Source organism: Pseudomonas sp. IPO3749, from assembly GCF_013386605.1.
In the GTDB taxonomy this organism is placed as follows: domain Bacteria; phylum Pseudomonadota; class Gammaproteobacteria; order Pseudomonadales; family Pseudomonadaceae; genus Aquipseudomonas; species Aquipseudomonas azotoformans_A.
Genome location: NZ_JACARN010000008.1, coordinates 24,511 through 40,063, shown reverse-complemented (window position 1 = coordinate 40,063; position 15,553 = coordinate 24,511). Strand labels below are relative to the sequence as shown.

The 15,553-nt window shown below is 61.9% G+C and carries 15 protein-coding genes; 13 read left to right on the top strand and 2 right to left on the bottom strand.

Annotated features, from left to right (window positions below; all coding sequences use genetic code 11):
* Window positions 1-150: 150 nt before the first annotated feature.
* The 3 genes from HX812_RS02340 to HX812_RS02330 all read left to right on the top strand — a co-directional run bounded on the left by HX812_RS02340 (window position 151) and on the right by HX812_RS02330 (window position 3,815).
* A complete protein-coding gene (locus HX812_RS02340) occupies window positions 151-2,268 on the top strand; it encodes a TonB-dependent receptor domain-containing protein (RefSeq protein ID WP_038843670.1) in 2,118 nt (705 codons plus the stop codon).
* A gap of 75 nt (window positions 2,269-2,343) precedes the next feature.
* Window positions 2,344-2,886: a sigma-70 family RNA polymerase sigma factor gene (locus tag HX812_RS02335; RefSeq protein WP_038843667.1), complete on the top strand. Its 543-nt coding sequence runs from the start codon at window positions 2,344-2,346 to the stop codon at window positions 2,884-2,886.
* Window positions 2,883-3,815, top strand: coding sequence for a FecR family protein (locus HX812_RS02330; RefSeq protein ID WP_038843664.1), 933 nt, complete (start codon window positions 2,883-2,885; stop codon window positions 3,813-3,815). The genes HX812_RS02335 and HX812_RS02330 overlap by 4 nt, the downstream gene beginning before the upstream one ends.
* On the opposite strand, the gene HX812_RS02325 is transcribed toward HX812_RS02330, so the two are convergent.
* On the bottom strand, window positions 3,812-5,629 hold the full coding sequence (locus HX812_RS02325; protein WP_038843661.1) for a sigma-54-dependent Fis family transcriptional regulator: 1,818 nt from the start codon (window positions 5,627-5,629) through the stop codon (window positions 3,812-3,814). The two genes, HX812_RS02330 and HX812_RS02325, sit on opposite strands and share 4 nt — an antisense overlap.
* A gap of 248 nt (window positions 5,630-5,877) precedes the next feature.
* Between HX812_RS02325 and HX812_RS02320 the strand changes: the two genes are divergently transcribed.
* Genes HX812_RS02320 through HX812_RS02295 form a run of 6 tightly spaced genes read left to right on the top strand, consistent with a single transcriptional unit; the run spans window position 5,878 to window position 11,801 of the window.
* Complete coding sequence (locus HX812_RS02320) at window positions 5,878-6,972, top strand: ABC transporter ATP-binding protein (RefSeq protein WP_038843658.1); 1,095 nt, start codon at window positions 5,878-5,880, stop codon at window positions 6,970-6,972.
* Window positions 6,972-8,069, top strand: a complete 1,098-nt coding sequence (locus HX812_RS02315) for an ABC transporter ATP-binding protein (RefSeq protein WP_038843655.1) — start codon at window positions 6,972-6,974, stop codon at window positions 8,067-8,069. The genes HX812_RS02320 and HX812_RS02315 overlap by 1 nt, the downstream gene beginning before the upstream one ends.
* Window positions 8,066-8,932, top strand: a complete 867-nt coding sequence (locus HX812_RS02310; RefSeq protein WP_010209674.1) for a carbohydrate ABC transporter permease — start codon at window positions 8,066-8,068, stop codon at window positions 8,930-8,932. The genes HX812_RS02315 and HX812_RS02310 overlap by 4 nt, the downstream gene beginning before the upstream one ends.
* A 10-nt stretch (window positions 8,933-8,942) precedes the next feature.
* A complete protein-coding gene (locus HX812_RS02305) occupies window positions 8,943-9,743 on the top strand; it encodes a carbohydrate ABC transporter permease (protein WP_003174634.1) in 801 nt (266 codons plus the stop codon).
* 10 nt (window positions 9,744-9,753) lie between these two features.
* A complete protein-coding gene (locus HX812_RS02300; RefSeq protein WP_016977309.1) occupies window positions 9,754-10,026 on the top strand; it encodes a DUF2160 domain-containing protein in 273 nt (90 codons plus the stop codon).
* Between the two features lie 32 nt (window positions 10,027-10,058).
* Entirely contained in the window at window positions 10,059-11,801 is a 1,743-nt protein-coding gene (locus HX812_RS02295) for an ABC transporter substrate-binding protein (RefSeq protein WP_038843653.1), read from the top strand.
* Window positions 11,802-11,926: 125 nt separating this feature from the next.
* Here the strand turns inward: HX812_RS02295 and HX812_RS02290 are convergent, their stop codons facing one another.
* Entirely contained in the window at window positions 11,927-12,811 is an 885-nt protein-coding gene (locus HX812_RS02290; protein WP_177128210.1) for an AraC family transcriptional regulator, read from the bottom strand.
* Window positions 12,812-12,949: 138 nt separating this feature from the next.
* Between HX812_RS02290 and HX812_RS02285 the strand changes: the two genes are divergently transcribed.
* From HX812_RS02285 to HX812_RS02270, 4 genes are read left to right on the top strand one after another with little or no spacing between them, the layout of a single operon-like run.
* A complete protein-coding gene (locus HX812_RS02285; RefSeq protein WP_038847039.1) occupies window positions 12,950-13,693 on the top strand; it encodes an SDR family NAD(P)-dependent oxidoreductase in 744 nt (247 codons plus the stop codon).
* Window positions 13,694-13,709: 16 nt separating this feature from the next.
* Window positions 13,710-14,111: a VOC family protein gene (locus tag HX812_RS02280; protein ID WP_038847037.1), complete on the top strand. Its 402-nt coding sequence runs from the start codon at window positions 13,710-13,712 to the stop codon at window positions 14,109-14,111.
* Window positions 14,108-15,067 (top strand): trans-acting enoyl reductase family protein, encoded by a 960-nt coding sequence (locus tag HX812_RS02275; RefSeq protein WP_038847034.1) that lies wholly within the window; start codon window positions 14,108-14,110, stop codon window positions 15,065-15,067. The genes HX812_RS02280 and HX812_RS02275 overlap by 4 nt, the downstream gene beginning before the upstream one ends.
* Before the next feature lie 19 nt (window positions 15,068-15,086).
* The gene (locus HX812_RS02270) at window positions 15,087-15,551 is read left to right on the top strand and encodes a nuclear transport factor 2 family protein (RefSeq protein ID WP_038847032.1); all 465 of its coding nucleotides are present in this window, start codon (window positions 15,087-15,089) and stop codon (window positions 15,549-15,551) included.
* Window positions 15,552-15,553 lie beyond the last annotated feature (2 nt).

Sequence of the window (15,553 nt, the reverse complement as noted above, 5' to 3'; positions counted from 1 at the left end):
GAGTTTGCATGTGGTAATTCGATTTCGGACTTAGCAAAGAATCCCGATCCGAAACTGTTGTCAGAAGGGTCTGGTCCGTTAATAAGGAGTGACCTGGCGGGCGTCCCAGCCTTCCCACCACGTGCCCCCCGAATTCCAAGGACCTGCCCGATGCTGTTGCGCCACCCTCCGTTGCTGTTTGCCGCCCTGACGTTTAGCTCACTGGTGCATGCCGAAGACCTGCAATTGGCCCCAGTCGAAGTCACCAGCAGCGAAGCCAGCGCCGGTGAAGTGGCCGAGGCGCAGCTCAAGAGCGTGCCCGGCGGCACCAATTACATCGACATGAACAGCGTGCAGCAGGGGCGGGTGAGCACCAACGAAGACGTGTTCAAGTACCAGGCCGGGGTGTACGCCAAGGCGGCGAACAACGAAGGGGTGAAACTCTCGATTCGCGGGTCGGGCCTGAACCGCAGTCCCGGTTCCCATGCCTCCGGCCTGTACGAAATGTTCGACGGCCTGCCGCTGACCGGCCCCGGCGGTACACCTTATGAACTCAAAGACCCGTTGTGGCAAAGCCGCGTCGAGGTGCTGCGGGGCGCCAACGGTTTTGACCAGGGTGCCTTGGCCCTCGGTGGCGCCGTCAACTACGTGACGCGTACCGGCTACGACGCGCCCAAGCTGCAACTGCGCTATGAAGCGGGTAGCAAAGGTTATGTCCAGCGCGAAATCAGCTCGGGCCAGGTGCTAGGGGATGCCGACTACTACATCAGCCTCACCGACTCCGAGTCCGACGGCTACCAACGGCAGAGTGCCGCCACCGGCAAGGGCGTGGCCGCGAACTTCGGCTACCGGTTCAACCCGGACCTGGAAACCCGCTTCTACTTCCGCTACCGCGAAACCACCAACGACACCCCCGGCAAACTCACGCGCAGCCAGATCAGCCACGACCCACGCGCGGCCAACAGCCTCAACGCCGCCCGCGATTCCAAGCGCCTGCAACCGGGGTCGACCTGGATCGCCAACAAAACCACCTTGCAACTGGATGACAGCTCCCGGGTCGAAGTCGGCCTGGCGTACCACGACTACCCGATGGACCTGCGCGAAGGCACCAATCGCCTGAAAGTCGCCTATACCGATATCAGCAGCACCTTCAATTACATTCGCCAGGACACGCTGTTCGGCCACGACAGCAAAACCACCGTCGGCCTGCGCACTACCCAGGCGATGCCCAACAACGGCGCCTCGGAATACGTGCGCACGCCGGCCGGCAACACCGCTGGCTACGCGCCTGGCACCAAGACCCGTGACTACAGCTACCTGGGCTCCGATACTGTGCTGCATATCGGCAACGACCTCGAACTGGTTCCGGACCTGTGGCTGACCACCGGCCTGGCGGCGATCTATACCCGTCGCGAAACCCAAGTTACCTATCCTGAGGGCCAGGCGCCGCTCAGCCAACATGACTGGGACTATGCGCCGCGTGTCGGCTTGCGTTATGACTTCACGCCGCAACTGCAGGTGTATGGCAACCTGAGCCGTTCGGTCGAGCCGCCGCATGCGTGGTCGATGATCTGGGGTTCCAACAAATACTTCCCGGCAGGCAGTGGAGCGGCCACCGGCCTGCAGCGTGAAGGCGTGAGCCTGAAAAACCAGACCGCCACCACCCTGGAAATCGGCGGACGTGGTGAAGCATGGCTCGGCCAGTGGGACCTGGCGCTGTACCGCTCCGAAGTGCGCCACGAATTGCTCACCGTGGAAACCCAGGCCCAGACGTCGACCAGCAACGCCATCGTCGCCGAAAACAATGCCAGCCCGACGATTCACCAGGGCGTGGAGTTGAGCCTGCTGAGCCCGTTGTGGGAGGGCGGCCGCAACGGCCAGCTCACTCTGCGCCAGGCCTACACCTTCAGTGACTTCCATTACCGTGATGACGACCGTTTCGGCGACAACACCTTGCCGGGCATCCCCAAGCACTACTATCAGGCGCAAGTACGCTACAGCCATCCGACCGGTTTCTACACCAGCATCAACACCGAGCATTCATCAAAAGTGGCGGTGGACTACGCCAACTCCTACTACGCCGCGTCCTACACCCTTCTCGGCGCCACCTTCGGCTACGACGCCCCCCAGCAGGATTGGCAAGCCTGGGTCGATCTGCGCAACCTCACCAACCGTCGTTATGCCAATACCGTCACGCCGGGGTATGACGATAAAGGCCTGGATGTCGCGCGTTCCACGCCTGCGGATGGCCGTGGCATCTACACCGGCGTCTCTTGGAGCTGGCGCTGAGCCCTTGCCCAAACCCCGATTTACTGGCATTGTCTGCGCAATTGGTAACTCTTCCCATTTGAGATCTTTTTGCGCATGCATGACATTCCGGCCGCGCTGGGCGACTCCGTCCGGCAGCAGACCCTCACGGCGATGTACAGCGAGCACCACGGTTGGTTGCATGGCTGGCTGCGCAAGAAACTCGGGTGTTCCCAACATGCTGCCGACCTTGCCCATGACGCGTTCATTCGCGTCTTGATGCTGGCCGAACCCCAACAGATCAAAGAGCCGCGCGCGTTCCTGGCCACCACGGCAGGGCGGTTGCTGATCGATGGCGCCCGTCGTCGTCGCATCGAAAAAGCCTACATGGAAGCCCTGGTGATCCAATGCGAGGACGCCGGCATGCCCGACCCGGCGGCCATTCATGTGGCACTGCAAGCCCTGGAGCGCATCGCCGAAATGCTCGCCGGATTGCCGGCCAAGGCGCGCGAAGCGTTTCTCTTGAGTCGCCTCGATGGGCTGACCTACAGCGAAATCGCCACGCGCCTGGACGTGTCCTCCAGCACCGTCAAAAACTATATCTCCAGCGCCTTGGTGCACTGTTATCACAGCCTGCACCCGGCAGACCCGCTGGCATGAGTTCCGAACAGATCATCCAGCAAGCGGCGCAGTGGCTGACCCGCCTGCACGATGAAAACGTCAACGAAGCCGACCGCCAGGCGTTCAACGCCTGGCGGTCGGCCGACCCGCGCCACGCCGTGGCCATCGAACGCATGGGCGCACTCTGGGGCAGCCTCGATACGCTGCCGGCCAAACCCGCACGCATGGCCCTGAACCGCGCATTCGCCCCGCGACGTCCGCGCGGTGCGCAAGTGGTGGGTTTGCTTGGCGTAGTCTTGTGCGGCTGGCTGGGCTTGCAACATCTGCCAGTCTGGATGGCCGACCAACGCACCGGCGTTGGCGAGCGCCGCCAGATCGCCCTCGAAGACGGCAGCCAGTTGCAGCTCAACAGCAATTCGGCGGTGGACGTGAAGTTCGACGGCCATCAACGGGTCATCGAACTGCTGCAAGGCGAACTCTGGGTGGACGTGGCCAAGGATGCGCAACGGCCCTTTGTGGTGCAAACAGACCAGGGCACGGCGACGGCATTGGGCACGCGTTATCTGGTCAAGCGTGCGGCAGACGGCACCACGGTGGTCACGGTGATCGAGTCCACCGTCGCGGTCCAAGGTGATGCCAGTGACGGTGTGAAGGTCACCGCCGGCCAGCGTTCGGTCCTCGACCACGGTCGCGCCCAGCCGCCGCAATCCATCGGCAACAGCGACCCGGACGCCTGGACGCGTGGCCTGCTCAAGGTCAACGACCAACCCCTGAGCGAGGTGCTGCAAACCCTCGCCAGCTACCGCCACGGCATGCTGCGCTTCGATCCCCTGGCCCTGCAAAACTTGCGGGTGTCCGGCGTGTTCAAGCTGGATGACACGGCGGCGGCGCTGTCGTCACTGGCGGACAACCTGCCGATCCAGGTGGAGTACTTCACTGACCTGTTGGTGGTGGTGAAGCCGCGCTAGCTTTCGTGCTGGCGCAGGCGCTTGTACAAGGTGTTGCGGCTCACCCCCAGCTCCCGCGCCAGGTGGGAGATGTTGCCGCCCGCCGCCTTCAAGCGCTGGTTCAGGTCGATGTTGTCATCCAGATATTCACTGGTGGGCAGCGGCGGCTCCACCTTCAAGTCCACAAAAAAATCATCCGGCAGGTGCTCTGCACGGATCGGCTGTTCTTCAGCCATGGCCAGTGCCACCTGCAACACGCTGCTCACCTGACGCAGGTTCCCCGGCCACGGATGCTGCTCGAACAGCGCCAGCACTTCGGCGCTCAGGCCCGCCCATTGAGTCGGCTCGCGGTGTTGCTGCCACAGTTGCTGGAACAGTGCCTGCTTATCGGTGCGTTCGCGCAACGGCGGCAGTTCCAGGGTCAGGCCGCCGATGCGGTAGTACAAGTCCTCACGGAAACGCCCGGCCTGCACCAAGTCCCGCAGTGCGCGGTTGGTGGCCGAGATGATGCGCAAATCCACCGGGAACAACTCGCTGCTGCCGACCGGTTGCACGCAACGTTCCTGTAGCACCCGCAGTAGACGCGCCTGGGTTGGCAGGGGCATATCGCCGATCTCATCGAGAAACAGCGTGCCCTTGTCGGCCTTGCGGATCAGGCCGATGCTGCCTTTCTGATTGGCGCCGGTAAAGGCGCCTTTTTCGTAGCCGAACAGTTCCGATTCCACAAGCTCAGCGGGAATCGCCGCACAGTTCACCGCGATAAATGCCTTCTGGCTGCGCGAACTGGCCTGGTGCAGGGCTTTGACGAACACTTCCTTGCCCACGCCGGTCTCACCGTGGATCAGCAGCGGAATGTCCTTCTCCAGTAAACGTTCGGCCTGACGCACGGCTTTTTCCACGCGCACATCGCCAAAATGCAAGGTCTTGAGGCCAATCGGCGCGGGCTTCGGTGGCGTCGGTTCGGTGAACACCCGTGCCTGCACCGATGTCTGTTTGGGGCGTCTGAGCAAGCACTGGAAACGGTTGCGTCCCGCGGCTTGCAGAGAGAAGGGCAGCCCTTCTGGTTGGTTCAACAGCTCCAGCAATGACACCTTGAACAAACTGTCGATCATCACCCGCGACAGGCTGATGCCCAGCAGGTTGTCGGCACGCCGGTTGGCCGACAGCACCTGGCCGCTCTCATCAAAAATCAACAGGCCGGCCCACTGGCTGTCGAGGTTGCTCAGGCCAGTGTTGAAGGTCAGTTGGAAGTGCTCTCCGCGAAACAGGTTGAGGATCAGCCGGTTCTCCACGGTCTGGCTCATCATCTTGACCATGCCCAGGGTATGGGAGGGTGGCAGGTAGCTGTCGCTGGACACATCCAGCACCGCGATGATCTCGCGTTGGGCATCGAAGATCGGCGCCGCCGAGCCGGTCATGAAACGGTTGGCCTTGAGGAAGTGTTCATCGTGTTCGATATGCACGGCCTGGGCACACGCCAGCGCGGTGCCGATGGCATTGGTGCCGCTGGAGCGCTCCATCCAACTGGCGCCAGGGTTGAAACCGCGCGCCAGCTTGGGCTCGATAAATCGCTGGGTGCCCCAACTGGTCAGTACCTGGCCCTGGTTGTCGGCCAACATGATCAGGCAATTGGAATTGCTGAGGATGTTCTCGTAGTAGGGCAGCACTTCCTGATGGGTGGTCTGCACCAGCGAGTGCTGGCTTTCCAGCAATTGGCTGATGCCCTCGGCGGGGAGTTGGTCGAAGCTGGGCGTGCTCTGGTGGTCCAGGCCGAAGGCGCGGCAACGGCGCCAGGATTCCTGGATAAGGGTGTCGTGAGCCAAGGGTTCGGCCATGGGCGACCTTCTGCTTTTTATTGTTTTTATGGGGCCCCGCAGGCGCGGGGGCCTAATTAGTGTTGTTCAGTACTGTTCATTGTCAACCCCCTGAGTGTTCAGTTGTTCAGCCAGGGTTGTTCATTTCTGTTCACTCCTGAACATCGAATTCTTGCCATTTCCTTGTGGATCAAGCACCTGACGGTTCTGGCACGAAACTCGCTCTAGCTGATTGCCAGATTCATTCCAATAATAAAAAAGGTCGTGTCATGTCATTGACCCTGGAAAATGTCTCCCGCGTTGTCGAAGGCCAGACCTGGATCGACGACGCCACCCTGCGTTTCGAAGCCGGTTCCTTCAACGTCCTGCTCGGTCGCACCCTGTCCGGCAAGACCAGCCTGATGCGCCTGATGGCCGGCCTGGACAAGCCCAACAGCGGTCGCATCCTGATGAACGGCGTGGATGTCACGCAAAAACCGGTGCGCCTGCGCAACGTGTCGATGGTGTACCAGCAGTTCATCAACTACCCGACCATGACGGTGTTCGAGAACATCGCTTCGCCGTTGCGCCAGGCCGGTGTGTCCCACGAGGTGATCCAGAGCAAGGTGCTGGAAACCGCCCGGATGCTGCGCATCGAAAAATTCCTCCAGCGCCACCCGCTGGAACTCTCCGGCGGCCAGCAGCAACGCACGGCCATGGCCCGCGCGCTGGTCAAGGATGCCGAGTTGATCCTGTTCGATGAGCCGCTGGTGAACCTGGACTACAAACTGCGCGAAGAACTGCGTCAGGAAATGCGCGAGCTGTTCGCCGCGCGCCACACCATTGCCATCTACGCCACCACTGAGCCCAATGAGGCCCTGGCCCTCGGTGGCACCACCACTATCCTGCACGAAGGCCGGGTGATCCAGAGCGGCAAGGCCGCCGAGGTGTATCACCAGCCGCAGACGGTGCTGGCCGCCGAGCTGTTTTCCGAGCCGCCGATCAACCTGATGCCGGGCCGCATCAGTGGCAATGAAGTGAGCTTCGCCAATTTCGTGCACTTCCCGCTGAACGTCGACCTGCGCCCCATTGGTGAGGGCGAGTTCCGTTTCGGCGTACGCCCCAGCCATATCAGCCTGGTGCCGAGCAACGACGACGACCTGGAATTGGCGGTGACCGTGGAAGTCGCGGAGATCAGTGGTTCGGAAACCTTCCTGCATGTGCGCAGCGAACACTTCCTGCTGGTGCTGCATCTGCCGGGGGTGCACGAATACGACGTCGACGCGCCGATCCGCGTGTACATCCCCACCCATAAACTGTTTGTGTTCGATGGTCAGCGCCGTTTGGTCCAGGCTCCCGGGCGCCGTGTCGCGAGGGTCGCCTGATGGCCGAGATCCATTTGCAGAACCTGGCGCATAGCTACAGCCCTACGCCGAGCGGCCCTGAGGACTACGCCATTCGGGAAATGAACCACGTATGGGAGCAGGGCGGTGCCTACGCCTTGCTCGGGCCGTCGGGCTGCGGCAAGTCGACGTTGCTCAATATCATTTCCGGCCTGCTCAGCCCGTCCGAAGGGCAAGTGCTGTTTGACACCAAGGTGGTCAACGACCTCACCCCGGAAAAACGCAACATCGCCCAGGTGTTCCAGTTCCCGGTGGTGTACGACACCATGACGGTGTTCGACAACCTAGCGTTTCCGCTACGCAACCAGGGCATGGCCGAGGCGAAGATTCACAGCAAGGTGCAGGAAATTGCCGAAGTCCTCGACCTGCAAAACCTGCTGAGCAAAAAGGCGCGCAACCTCACCGCCGACGAAAAACAGAAAGTCTCCATGGGTCGTGGCCTGGTACGTGATGACGTGTCGGCAATCCTGTTCGATGAGCCGCTGACGGTGATCGACCCGCACCTCAAGTGGAAGCTGCGGCGCAAACTCAAGCAGATCCACGAGCAGTTCAACATCACCATGGTCTACGTCACCCACGACCAGTTGGAGGCCTCGACCTTCGCCGACAAGATCGCGGTGATGTACGGCGGGCAGATCGTGCAATTTGGCACGCCCCGTGATCTGTTTGAACGGCCGAGCCACACCTTTGTCGGCTATTTCATCGGCAGCCCCGGGATGAACCTGATCGAGGTGCAGGCCGAGGCGGGCGGGGTGCGCTTTGCCGGCACCCATCTGCCGTTGTCCGAAGCCTTGCAGCAACGCATTGCCGACACCGATTACAAGAAATTGCAGGTCGGCATCCGCCCGGAATTCATCCACGTGTGGGACGAGCACAACCCTGACGCGCTGCAGGCCGATGTCACACACCTGGAAGACCTCGGCACCTACAAGATCATTACCCTCAATCTGGATGGCGCCGTGCTCAAGGTGCGCCTGGCCGAAGACAAACCGGTGCCCGAAGGCCAGGCCTCCATCAGCTTTCCCGCGCAGTGGCTGATGGTGTACGCCGACGATTATCTGCTGGAGGTGCAGCCATGAACAAGGTGCAGAACAACAAGGCCTGGTGGCTGGTGTTGCCGGTGTTCCTGCTGGTGGCGTTCAGTGCGGTGATCCCGATGATGACCGTGGTCAACTACTCGGTGCAGGACATCTTCGACCAATCCAGCCGCTACTTTGTCGGTGCCGATTGGTACAAGCAGGTGCTGCTCGACCCACGTTTGCATGACTCGCTGCTGCGCCAGTTCATCTACTCGGCCTGCGTGCTGCTGATCGAAATCCCGCTGGGCATCGCCATCGCCCTGACCATGCCGACCAAGGGGCGCTGGTCGTCGCTGGTGCTGATCATCCTCGCCATTCCGCTGCTGATCCCGTGGAACGTGGTGGGTACGATCTGGCAGATTTTCGGCCGCGCCGATATCGGTTTGCTGGGTTACAGCCTCAACGCCCTCGGCATCAGCTACAACTACGCCGCCAACACCATGGACGCCTGGGTGACGGTGTTGGTAATGGACGTATGGCACTGGACGTCGCTGGTGGCGCTGCTCTGCTACTCAGGCCTACGGGCGATTCCGGACGTGTACTACCAGGCCGCGCGGATTGATCGTGCATCGCCCTGGGCGGTTTTCCGACATATCCAGTTGCCGAAGATGAAAAGCGTGCTGTTGATCGCGGTGATGTTGCGCTTTATGGACAGTTTCATGATCTACACCGAGCCGTTCGTCCTCACCGGCGGCGGGCCGGGTAACGCCACCACGTTCCTGAGTCAGACGCTGACCCAGATGGCTGTAGGTCAATTCGACCTGGGCCCGGCGGCCGCCTTCTCGCTGGTGTACTTCCTGATCATCCTGTTGGTGTCCTGGCTGTTCTACACCGCCATGACCCACTCCGACGCCAACCGCTGAGGCCGCCAACATGAGCAAGCGCAAGGTTATTCCGCTGCTGATCTACATCCTGTTCCTGCTGGTGCCGATCTACTGGCTGCTGAACATGTCCTTCAAGAGCAACACCGAAATCCTCGGCGGGCTGACGCTGTTTCCGCAGGACTTCACCCTGGCCAACTACAAGGTGATCTTCACCGACCCGAGCTGGTACACCGGTTACCTCAACTCGCTGTATTACGTAAGCCTGAACACGGTGATCTCCCTGAGCGTGGCGCTGCCGGCGGCCTATGCGTTTTCGCGCTACCGCTTCCTGGGCGACAAGCACCTGTTCTTCTGGCTGCTGACCAACCGCATGGCGCCACCGGCGGTGTTTTTGCTGCCGTTCTTCCAGCTGTATTCGTCGATTGGTCTGTTTGACACGCATATCGCGGTGGCGCTGGCGCACTGCCTGTTCAACGTGCCATTGGCGGTATGGATCCTGGAGGGCTTCATGTCTGGGGTGCCCAAGGAAATCGACGAAACCGCCTACATCGATGGCTACTCGTTTCCCAAGTTCTTCGTGAAGATCTTTATCCCGTTGATCGGCTCCGGCATCGGTGTGACCGCGTTTTTCTGCTTCATGTTTTCCTGGGTCGAACTGCTGCTGGCGCGCACCCTGACCTCGGTCAACGCCAAGCCCATCGCGGCGGTGATGACGCGCACGGTCTCGGCGTCGGGTATCGATTGGGGCGTGCTGGCGGCGGCGGGGGTGTTGACTATCCTTCCCGGCATGCTGGTGATCTGGTTTGTTCGCAACCACGTGGCCAAGGGCTTTGCCCTGGGCCGGGTCTGAGGAGTCGATGATGGAATGGATGGCCTGGACCACCCCCACTGCGCTGTTCTTTGGTGCCATAGCCCTGATCCTGGCGGGCATGACCACCTGGGAATTGCGTTCGCCGAGCATCCCTCGGCGCGGTTTGTTACCGATCAGCACCACCCGTGGTGATCGTTTGTTTATCGGTCTTCTCGGCAGCGCCTACCTGCATTTGCTGGTGATCGGCGCTACCGACTGGAGCATCTGGGTGGCGTCCGCGCTCTCCCTGGTATGGCTGTTGAGTGTGATGCGTTGGGGCTGATGCCCTTGTGAATAAACAACCTGGAGGTCTCTATGTTGAATAAGAACAATAAGCTGCGACATAGCATTTCATTGGCCGCCGTACTGGCCCTCAGTGGTTTGAGCGCTTCGGCCTGGGCCGATGCGTACGAAGATGCCGCGAAAAAATGGATCGGCAGCGAATTCAAACCGTCGACCCTCACGGCTGAACAGCAGCTTGAGGAACTCAAGTGGTTTATCAAGGCGGCGGAGCCGTTCCGTGGGATGAAGATCAACGTGGTGTCGGAAACCCTCACCACCCACGAGTACGAGTCCAAGGTGCTGGCCAAGGCCTTCAGCGAAATCACCGGGATCAAGCTGACCCACGACCTGCTGCAGGAAGGCGACGTGGTGGAAAAGCTGCAAACCCAGATGCAGTCCGACAAGAACATCTATGACGGCTGGGTCAACGACTCGGACCTGATCGGTACGCACTTTCGCTACGGCAAGACCGAATCCATCACCGACCTGATGGCCAACGAGGGCAAGGACTACACCTCGCCGACCCTGGATTTGAAGGACTTTATCGGCCTCTCATTCACCACTGCGCCGGACGGCAAGATCTACCAACTGCCCGACCAGCAGTTCGCCAACCTGTACTGGTTCCGCGCCGACTGGTTCGAACGCGCGGACCTGAAAGCCAAGTTCAAGGAAAAGTACGGCTATGACCTCGGTGTGCCGGTGAACTGGTCGGCCTATGAAGACATCGCCAAGTTCTTCAGCGAAGACGTCAAGGAAATCGACGGCAAACGCGTGTATGGGCACATGGACTACGGCAAGAAAGACCCGTCCCTGGGCTGGCGCTTCACCGATGCCTGGTTCTCCATGGCCGGTGGCGGCGACAAGGGCTTGCCCAACGGCTTGCCGGTGGACGAGTGGGGCATTCGCGTGGAGGACTGCCACCCGGTCGGCTCCAGCGTCACCCGTGGCGGCGACACCAACGGCCCGGCCGCCGTGTATGCCACCCAGAAATACGTGGACTGGATGAAAGCCTACGCGCCACCGGAAGCGGCGGGCATGACCTTCTCCGAATCCGGCCCGGTGCCTTCGCAAGGCAACATCGCCCAGCAGATCTTCTGGTACACCGCGTTTACCGCCGACATGGTCAAACCGGGCTTACCGGTGGTGAATGCCGACGGCACGCCAAAATGGCGCATGGCGCCGTCGCCCGTCGGACCTTACTGGGAAAAGGGCATGAAGAAGGGCTATCAGGATGTAGGATCCTGGACCTTCCTCAAGTCGACGCCTGAGAAGCAGAAACTCGCGGCCTGGCTCTACGCGCAGTTCGTGACCTCGAAAACCGTCTCGCTGAAGAAAACCATCGTCGGCCTGACGCCGATTCGTGAGTCCGACATCAACTCCCAGGCCATGACCGACATGGCGCCGAAACTGGGCGGCCTGGTGGAGTTCTATCGCAGCCCGGCCCGTACCGAATGGTCGCCGACCGGCACCAACGTGCCGGACTACCCACGCCTGGCACAACTGTGGTGGAGCAACATCGCGGCGGCCGCCAGCGGCGAGAAAACCCCGCAGCAAGCACTGGACAACCTGGCCAAGGAACAGGACGCGATCATGACGCGCCTGGAGCGCTCCAAAGTGCAACCGGTGTGCGGCCCGAAAATGAACCCCGAGCGTGACGCGCAATACTGGTTCGACCAGCCGGGCGCGCCGAAACCGAAACTGGCCAACGAGAAGCCGAAAGGCGAGACCGTGGCTTACGGCGACTTGCTCAAACAGTGGGAGGCTGCGCGCAAGTAACGCATTGAATCATTGACGCTGAACCTGTGGCGAGGGAGCTTGCTCCCGTTGGGCCGCGAAGCGGCCCCAAAAAATGGGCCTGCTGCGCAGTCCAGCGGGACGGTTCGACAAGCTCCCTCGCCACATCAGCCTCGCGCCGCCGCCAAGATTCGCGCCGTATCCCTCGCCGGCGGCAACCCGAACACCCGCGCATAATCGCGGCTGAACTGGGTCGCGCTTTCATACCCCACCTCAAACGCCGCACTGGTCACGCTGCTGGCACTGGCCACCATCAACGTGCGCGCCTGCAACAGCCGCACGCGTTTCTGGTACTGCAACGGGCTCAGGTTGGTCACGGCCTTGAAGTGCCGGTGAAATGCCGAAACACTCATTGCAGCCTTCTGCGCCAACGCCTCCACACGAATCGGCTCGGCATAGTCGCGCCGGATCCACTGGATCGCTCGGCTGATCCGCGCCATGGCCGTATCCGGCGCGGCAATCTCGCGCAACATCCAGCCGTGGGGGCCTTGCAGCACGTGGTAGAGGATTTCCCGTTCATACGCGGGCGCCAAGGCGGCAATCGCCACTGGGTCGCCCATCAGGCGCAGCATGCGCACCCAGGCATCCATCAAGGCGGGCGTGACGGCCGCCACGGAGAAACCGGCTTCCTGTTCGCAACGCCCGTTGGGGGCCGGCAGGTCATTGAGCAGGGTGGTCAGCACGGTCGGATCAAGCGTCAGGCTCACCGCCAGGTAGGGTTCGCCCGTGATCGCCGGGTTCACCACGCCGACTGCGGGCAACTCGATGGACATCACAAAATACGTCGCCGGGTCGTAATGCAGCGTGCGGTCGCCCACGGTCATGCACTTACTGCCCTGCAGGATCAGGTTGATCATCGGGTCATACACCGCCGCGAGCATATGCTCGGGAATCGCGCCCTGGACCATCGCCACGCGGGGGATACCGGTCTCGGTGCGGCGGTTTTCGGCCTTGGCAGCCAAGGCGCGCAGTTCAATCAATTGAGTATTCATGGCGACCATGCTGTGCCTTGCGTTGAGCCCTGCGCAAGCAAAAAGCAGAAACAGGCAGGATTGGAGTAGGAACGGCTGCGTCTAAGAGTCGGGCGATGACTACTGTGGTCACTCAACTTTTCAGCAGTGGAGCAGGCCATGGGCGTTATCGTGATTACCGGAGGCAGCCGTGGGATCGGTGCCAGTACTGCCGAGCTGTGTGCACGTCAGGGGCATGGCGTGATCCTGACGTACAACCGCAACCCGGATGCGGCACAGGCGGTGGTCCAGCGTATCGAGACCAGCGGCGGGAAAGCCGTGGCGCTGGAATTGGACGTTGCGGCTGTCAGCACATTCCCTGTCTTCCGTGAGGCGGTGACGCACGCCCTGCAGGCCACCTGGGGCGCAAGCACCTTGAGCGGCCTGGTGAACAACGCCGGCTACGGCCTGTTCAACCCCCTTGAGTCGGTGACCGAAGCGCAGTTCGACGGCCTGTTCAACGTGCACCTCAAGGGGCCGTTTTTCCTGACCCAAACCCTGCTGCCGCTGCTGGAAGAACACGCCAGCATCGTCAACCTTACCAGCGCCACCACTCGTGTCGCGACGGCGGGCGTTGCGCCTTACGCGGCGTTCAAGGGCGGCCTGGATGTGCTCACGCGCTACATGGCCAAGGAGTTCGGTGAGCGACGTATCCGTGCCAACGCCGTGTCCCCCGGTGCCATACGCACCGAACTGGGCGGTGGCTTGAACGATGAATTCGAAGCCCTGCTGGCCGGGCAAACCGCCCTCGGCCGTGTAGGCGAACCGGAAGACGTGGCACGGGTTATCGCCCTGTTGCTGTCGGAAGAAGGCCGCTGGATCAATGCCCAGACCGTCGAGGTCGCGGGCGGCTACATCATTTGAATCAGGAGGCTCCACCATGCTCGATCATCTGTTTATCTCGGTGAGCGATATCCAACGCTCGATCCGCTTCTACGAAGCCACCCTGACGCCGCTCGGCATCACCGCGCGGCATGACTACGACGGCAAGGACGGCCCGCCCGGCCATCCGGACCTGAAGGGCTTTGGCGCCCACGGCCGGATGTTCTTCTGGCTGCGCGAAGGCGTGGTGGAGGGGCGAGCGGTGCATGTGGGCTTCGTCGCCAATAACCGCGCCGAGGTGGAAAACGCCTACGCCGCCGCCCTGGCCAACGGCGCCACCGACAACGGCGCACCGGGCGCACGCCTGCACTACGACCCCAACTACTACGCGGCCAACGTGCTGGACCCGGACGGCTACAGCCTCGAATTCGTCTACAAGAACTGGCAGCACACCTCATGAAAACCTTGATGATCTACGGCGCCACCGGCTACACCGGACGCATGGCGGCGCACCACGCGAAAACACTGGGTCTCAACCTGGTATTGGCCGGCCGCAACGCCGAGCGCCTCGCCTCCCTGGCGGTTGAGTTGGACGCGCCGTACCGCGTATTCACGGCAGATACCGCCCAGTTGGAAGGCATCGACGTGCTGCTCAACTTTGCCGGGCCGTTTGCCCAGACCGCCGCAGCGCTGATGCGCGCTTGTATTGCCAATGGCACCGACTACCTGGACATCACCGCCGAAATCAACGTGTACCGCCTTGCCGAGCAACTCGGCGCCGAAGCGGACGTGATGTTGCTGCCCGGCGTGGGCTGGGACGTGGTGCCCACCGACTGCCTGGCCATGCACGTCGCCAGCCGTGTGCAGCAGCCGCAGTCGATAAAAATCGCCTTGCAGGTGCCCGGCGCGATGTCCCGTGGTTCGGCCATGAGTGTCAGCGAGATCATCGGTGCAGGCGTGATGGTGCGCATCGAGGGTGAACTGGTCGCCACACCGGACGCCCAGCCTCAGCACCTGGACTTTGGCGACGGACCGGCTCTGTGCGCGCCGTTGTCGTTTGGTGACCTGGTGACTGCCTGGCATTCCAGCGCCATCCCGACGATCGCCCTGTACGTGCACATCACCGGCGAAGCCTTCCCTGAGGGCGACTTGTCGCTGCTGCCCGACGGCCCTACCCAAGCCCAGCGTGATGCCCACCGCGCGCGCGCCGTGGCCGAAGTCACCGGCCTCGATGGTTCGGTGGCGCGCTCTGTGATCGAGACCATCAACGGCTACAGCTACACCCCACTGGCCGCCGTGGAAGCGGCACGCCGTGTACTCGGCGGCGAACGCCGGGCCGGTTTCGAAACCCCGGCCAAACTGTTCGGCGTGGGCTTTGCCCAGACGATTGCCGGCACCCGGATCATCGATTATTAATCGCCACAGGAATCGCCCCATGACGTCTACTGAGTTTCAAACCACCGCCGACACGTTCGCGGTGATCGACACCCTGCATCGCTTTGCGGCGGGCATCGACCAGAACGATCCGGCCCTGCTGGCTTCGGCCTTCACTCAAAACGCCGTGTCGGATTTTCGTCCGGCGGCCGCCAAGGCCGGCTTTGAATACCCCGTGCTGGAAGGCCGCGACACCATCGTCGCGGCGCTGTCGGGGGCGCTCAGCCAGCTCGACACCACACACTCCGTGAGCAACGCGCGGGTGACGCTGGACGGCGACAGCGCCCGCCTGGACGCGCTGGTGGAGGCGCAACATGTGCCGCAAAGCGACCCGTCGCGGCACTACTTGATGAAGAACCGTTATGACGTTGAGTTGGTCAGGGAGGCCAGCGTCTGGCTGATCCAACGGGTGACGGTGGATAACGTCTGGCGTTCCGGTGATCCGGCGGTACTGGCGGGCGTGTAACG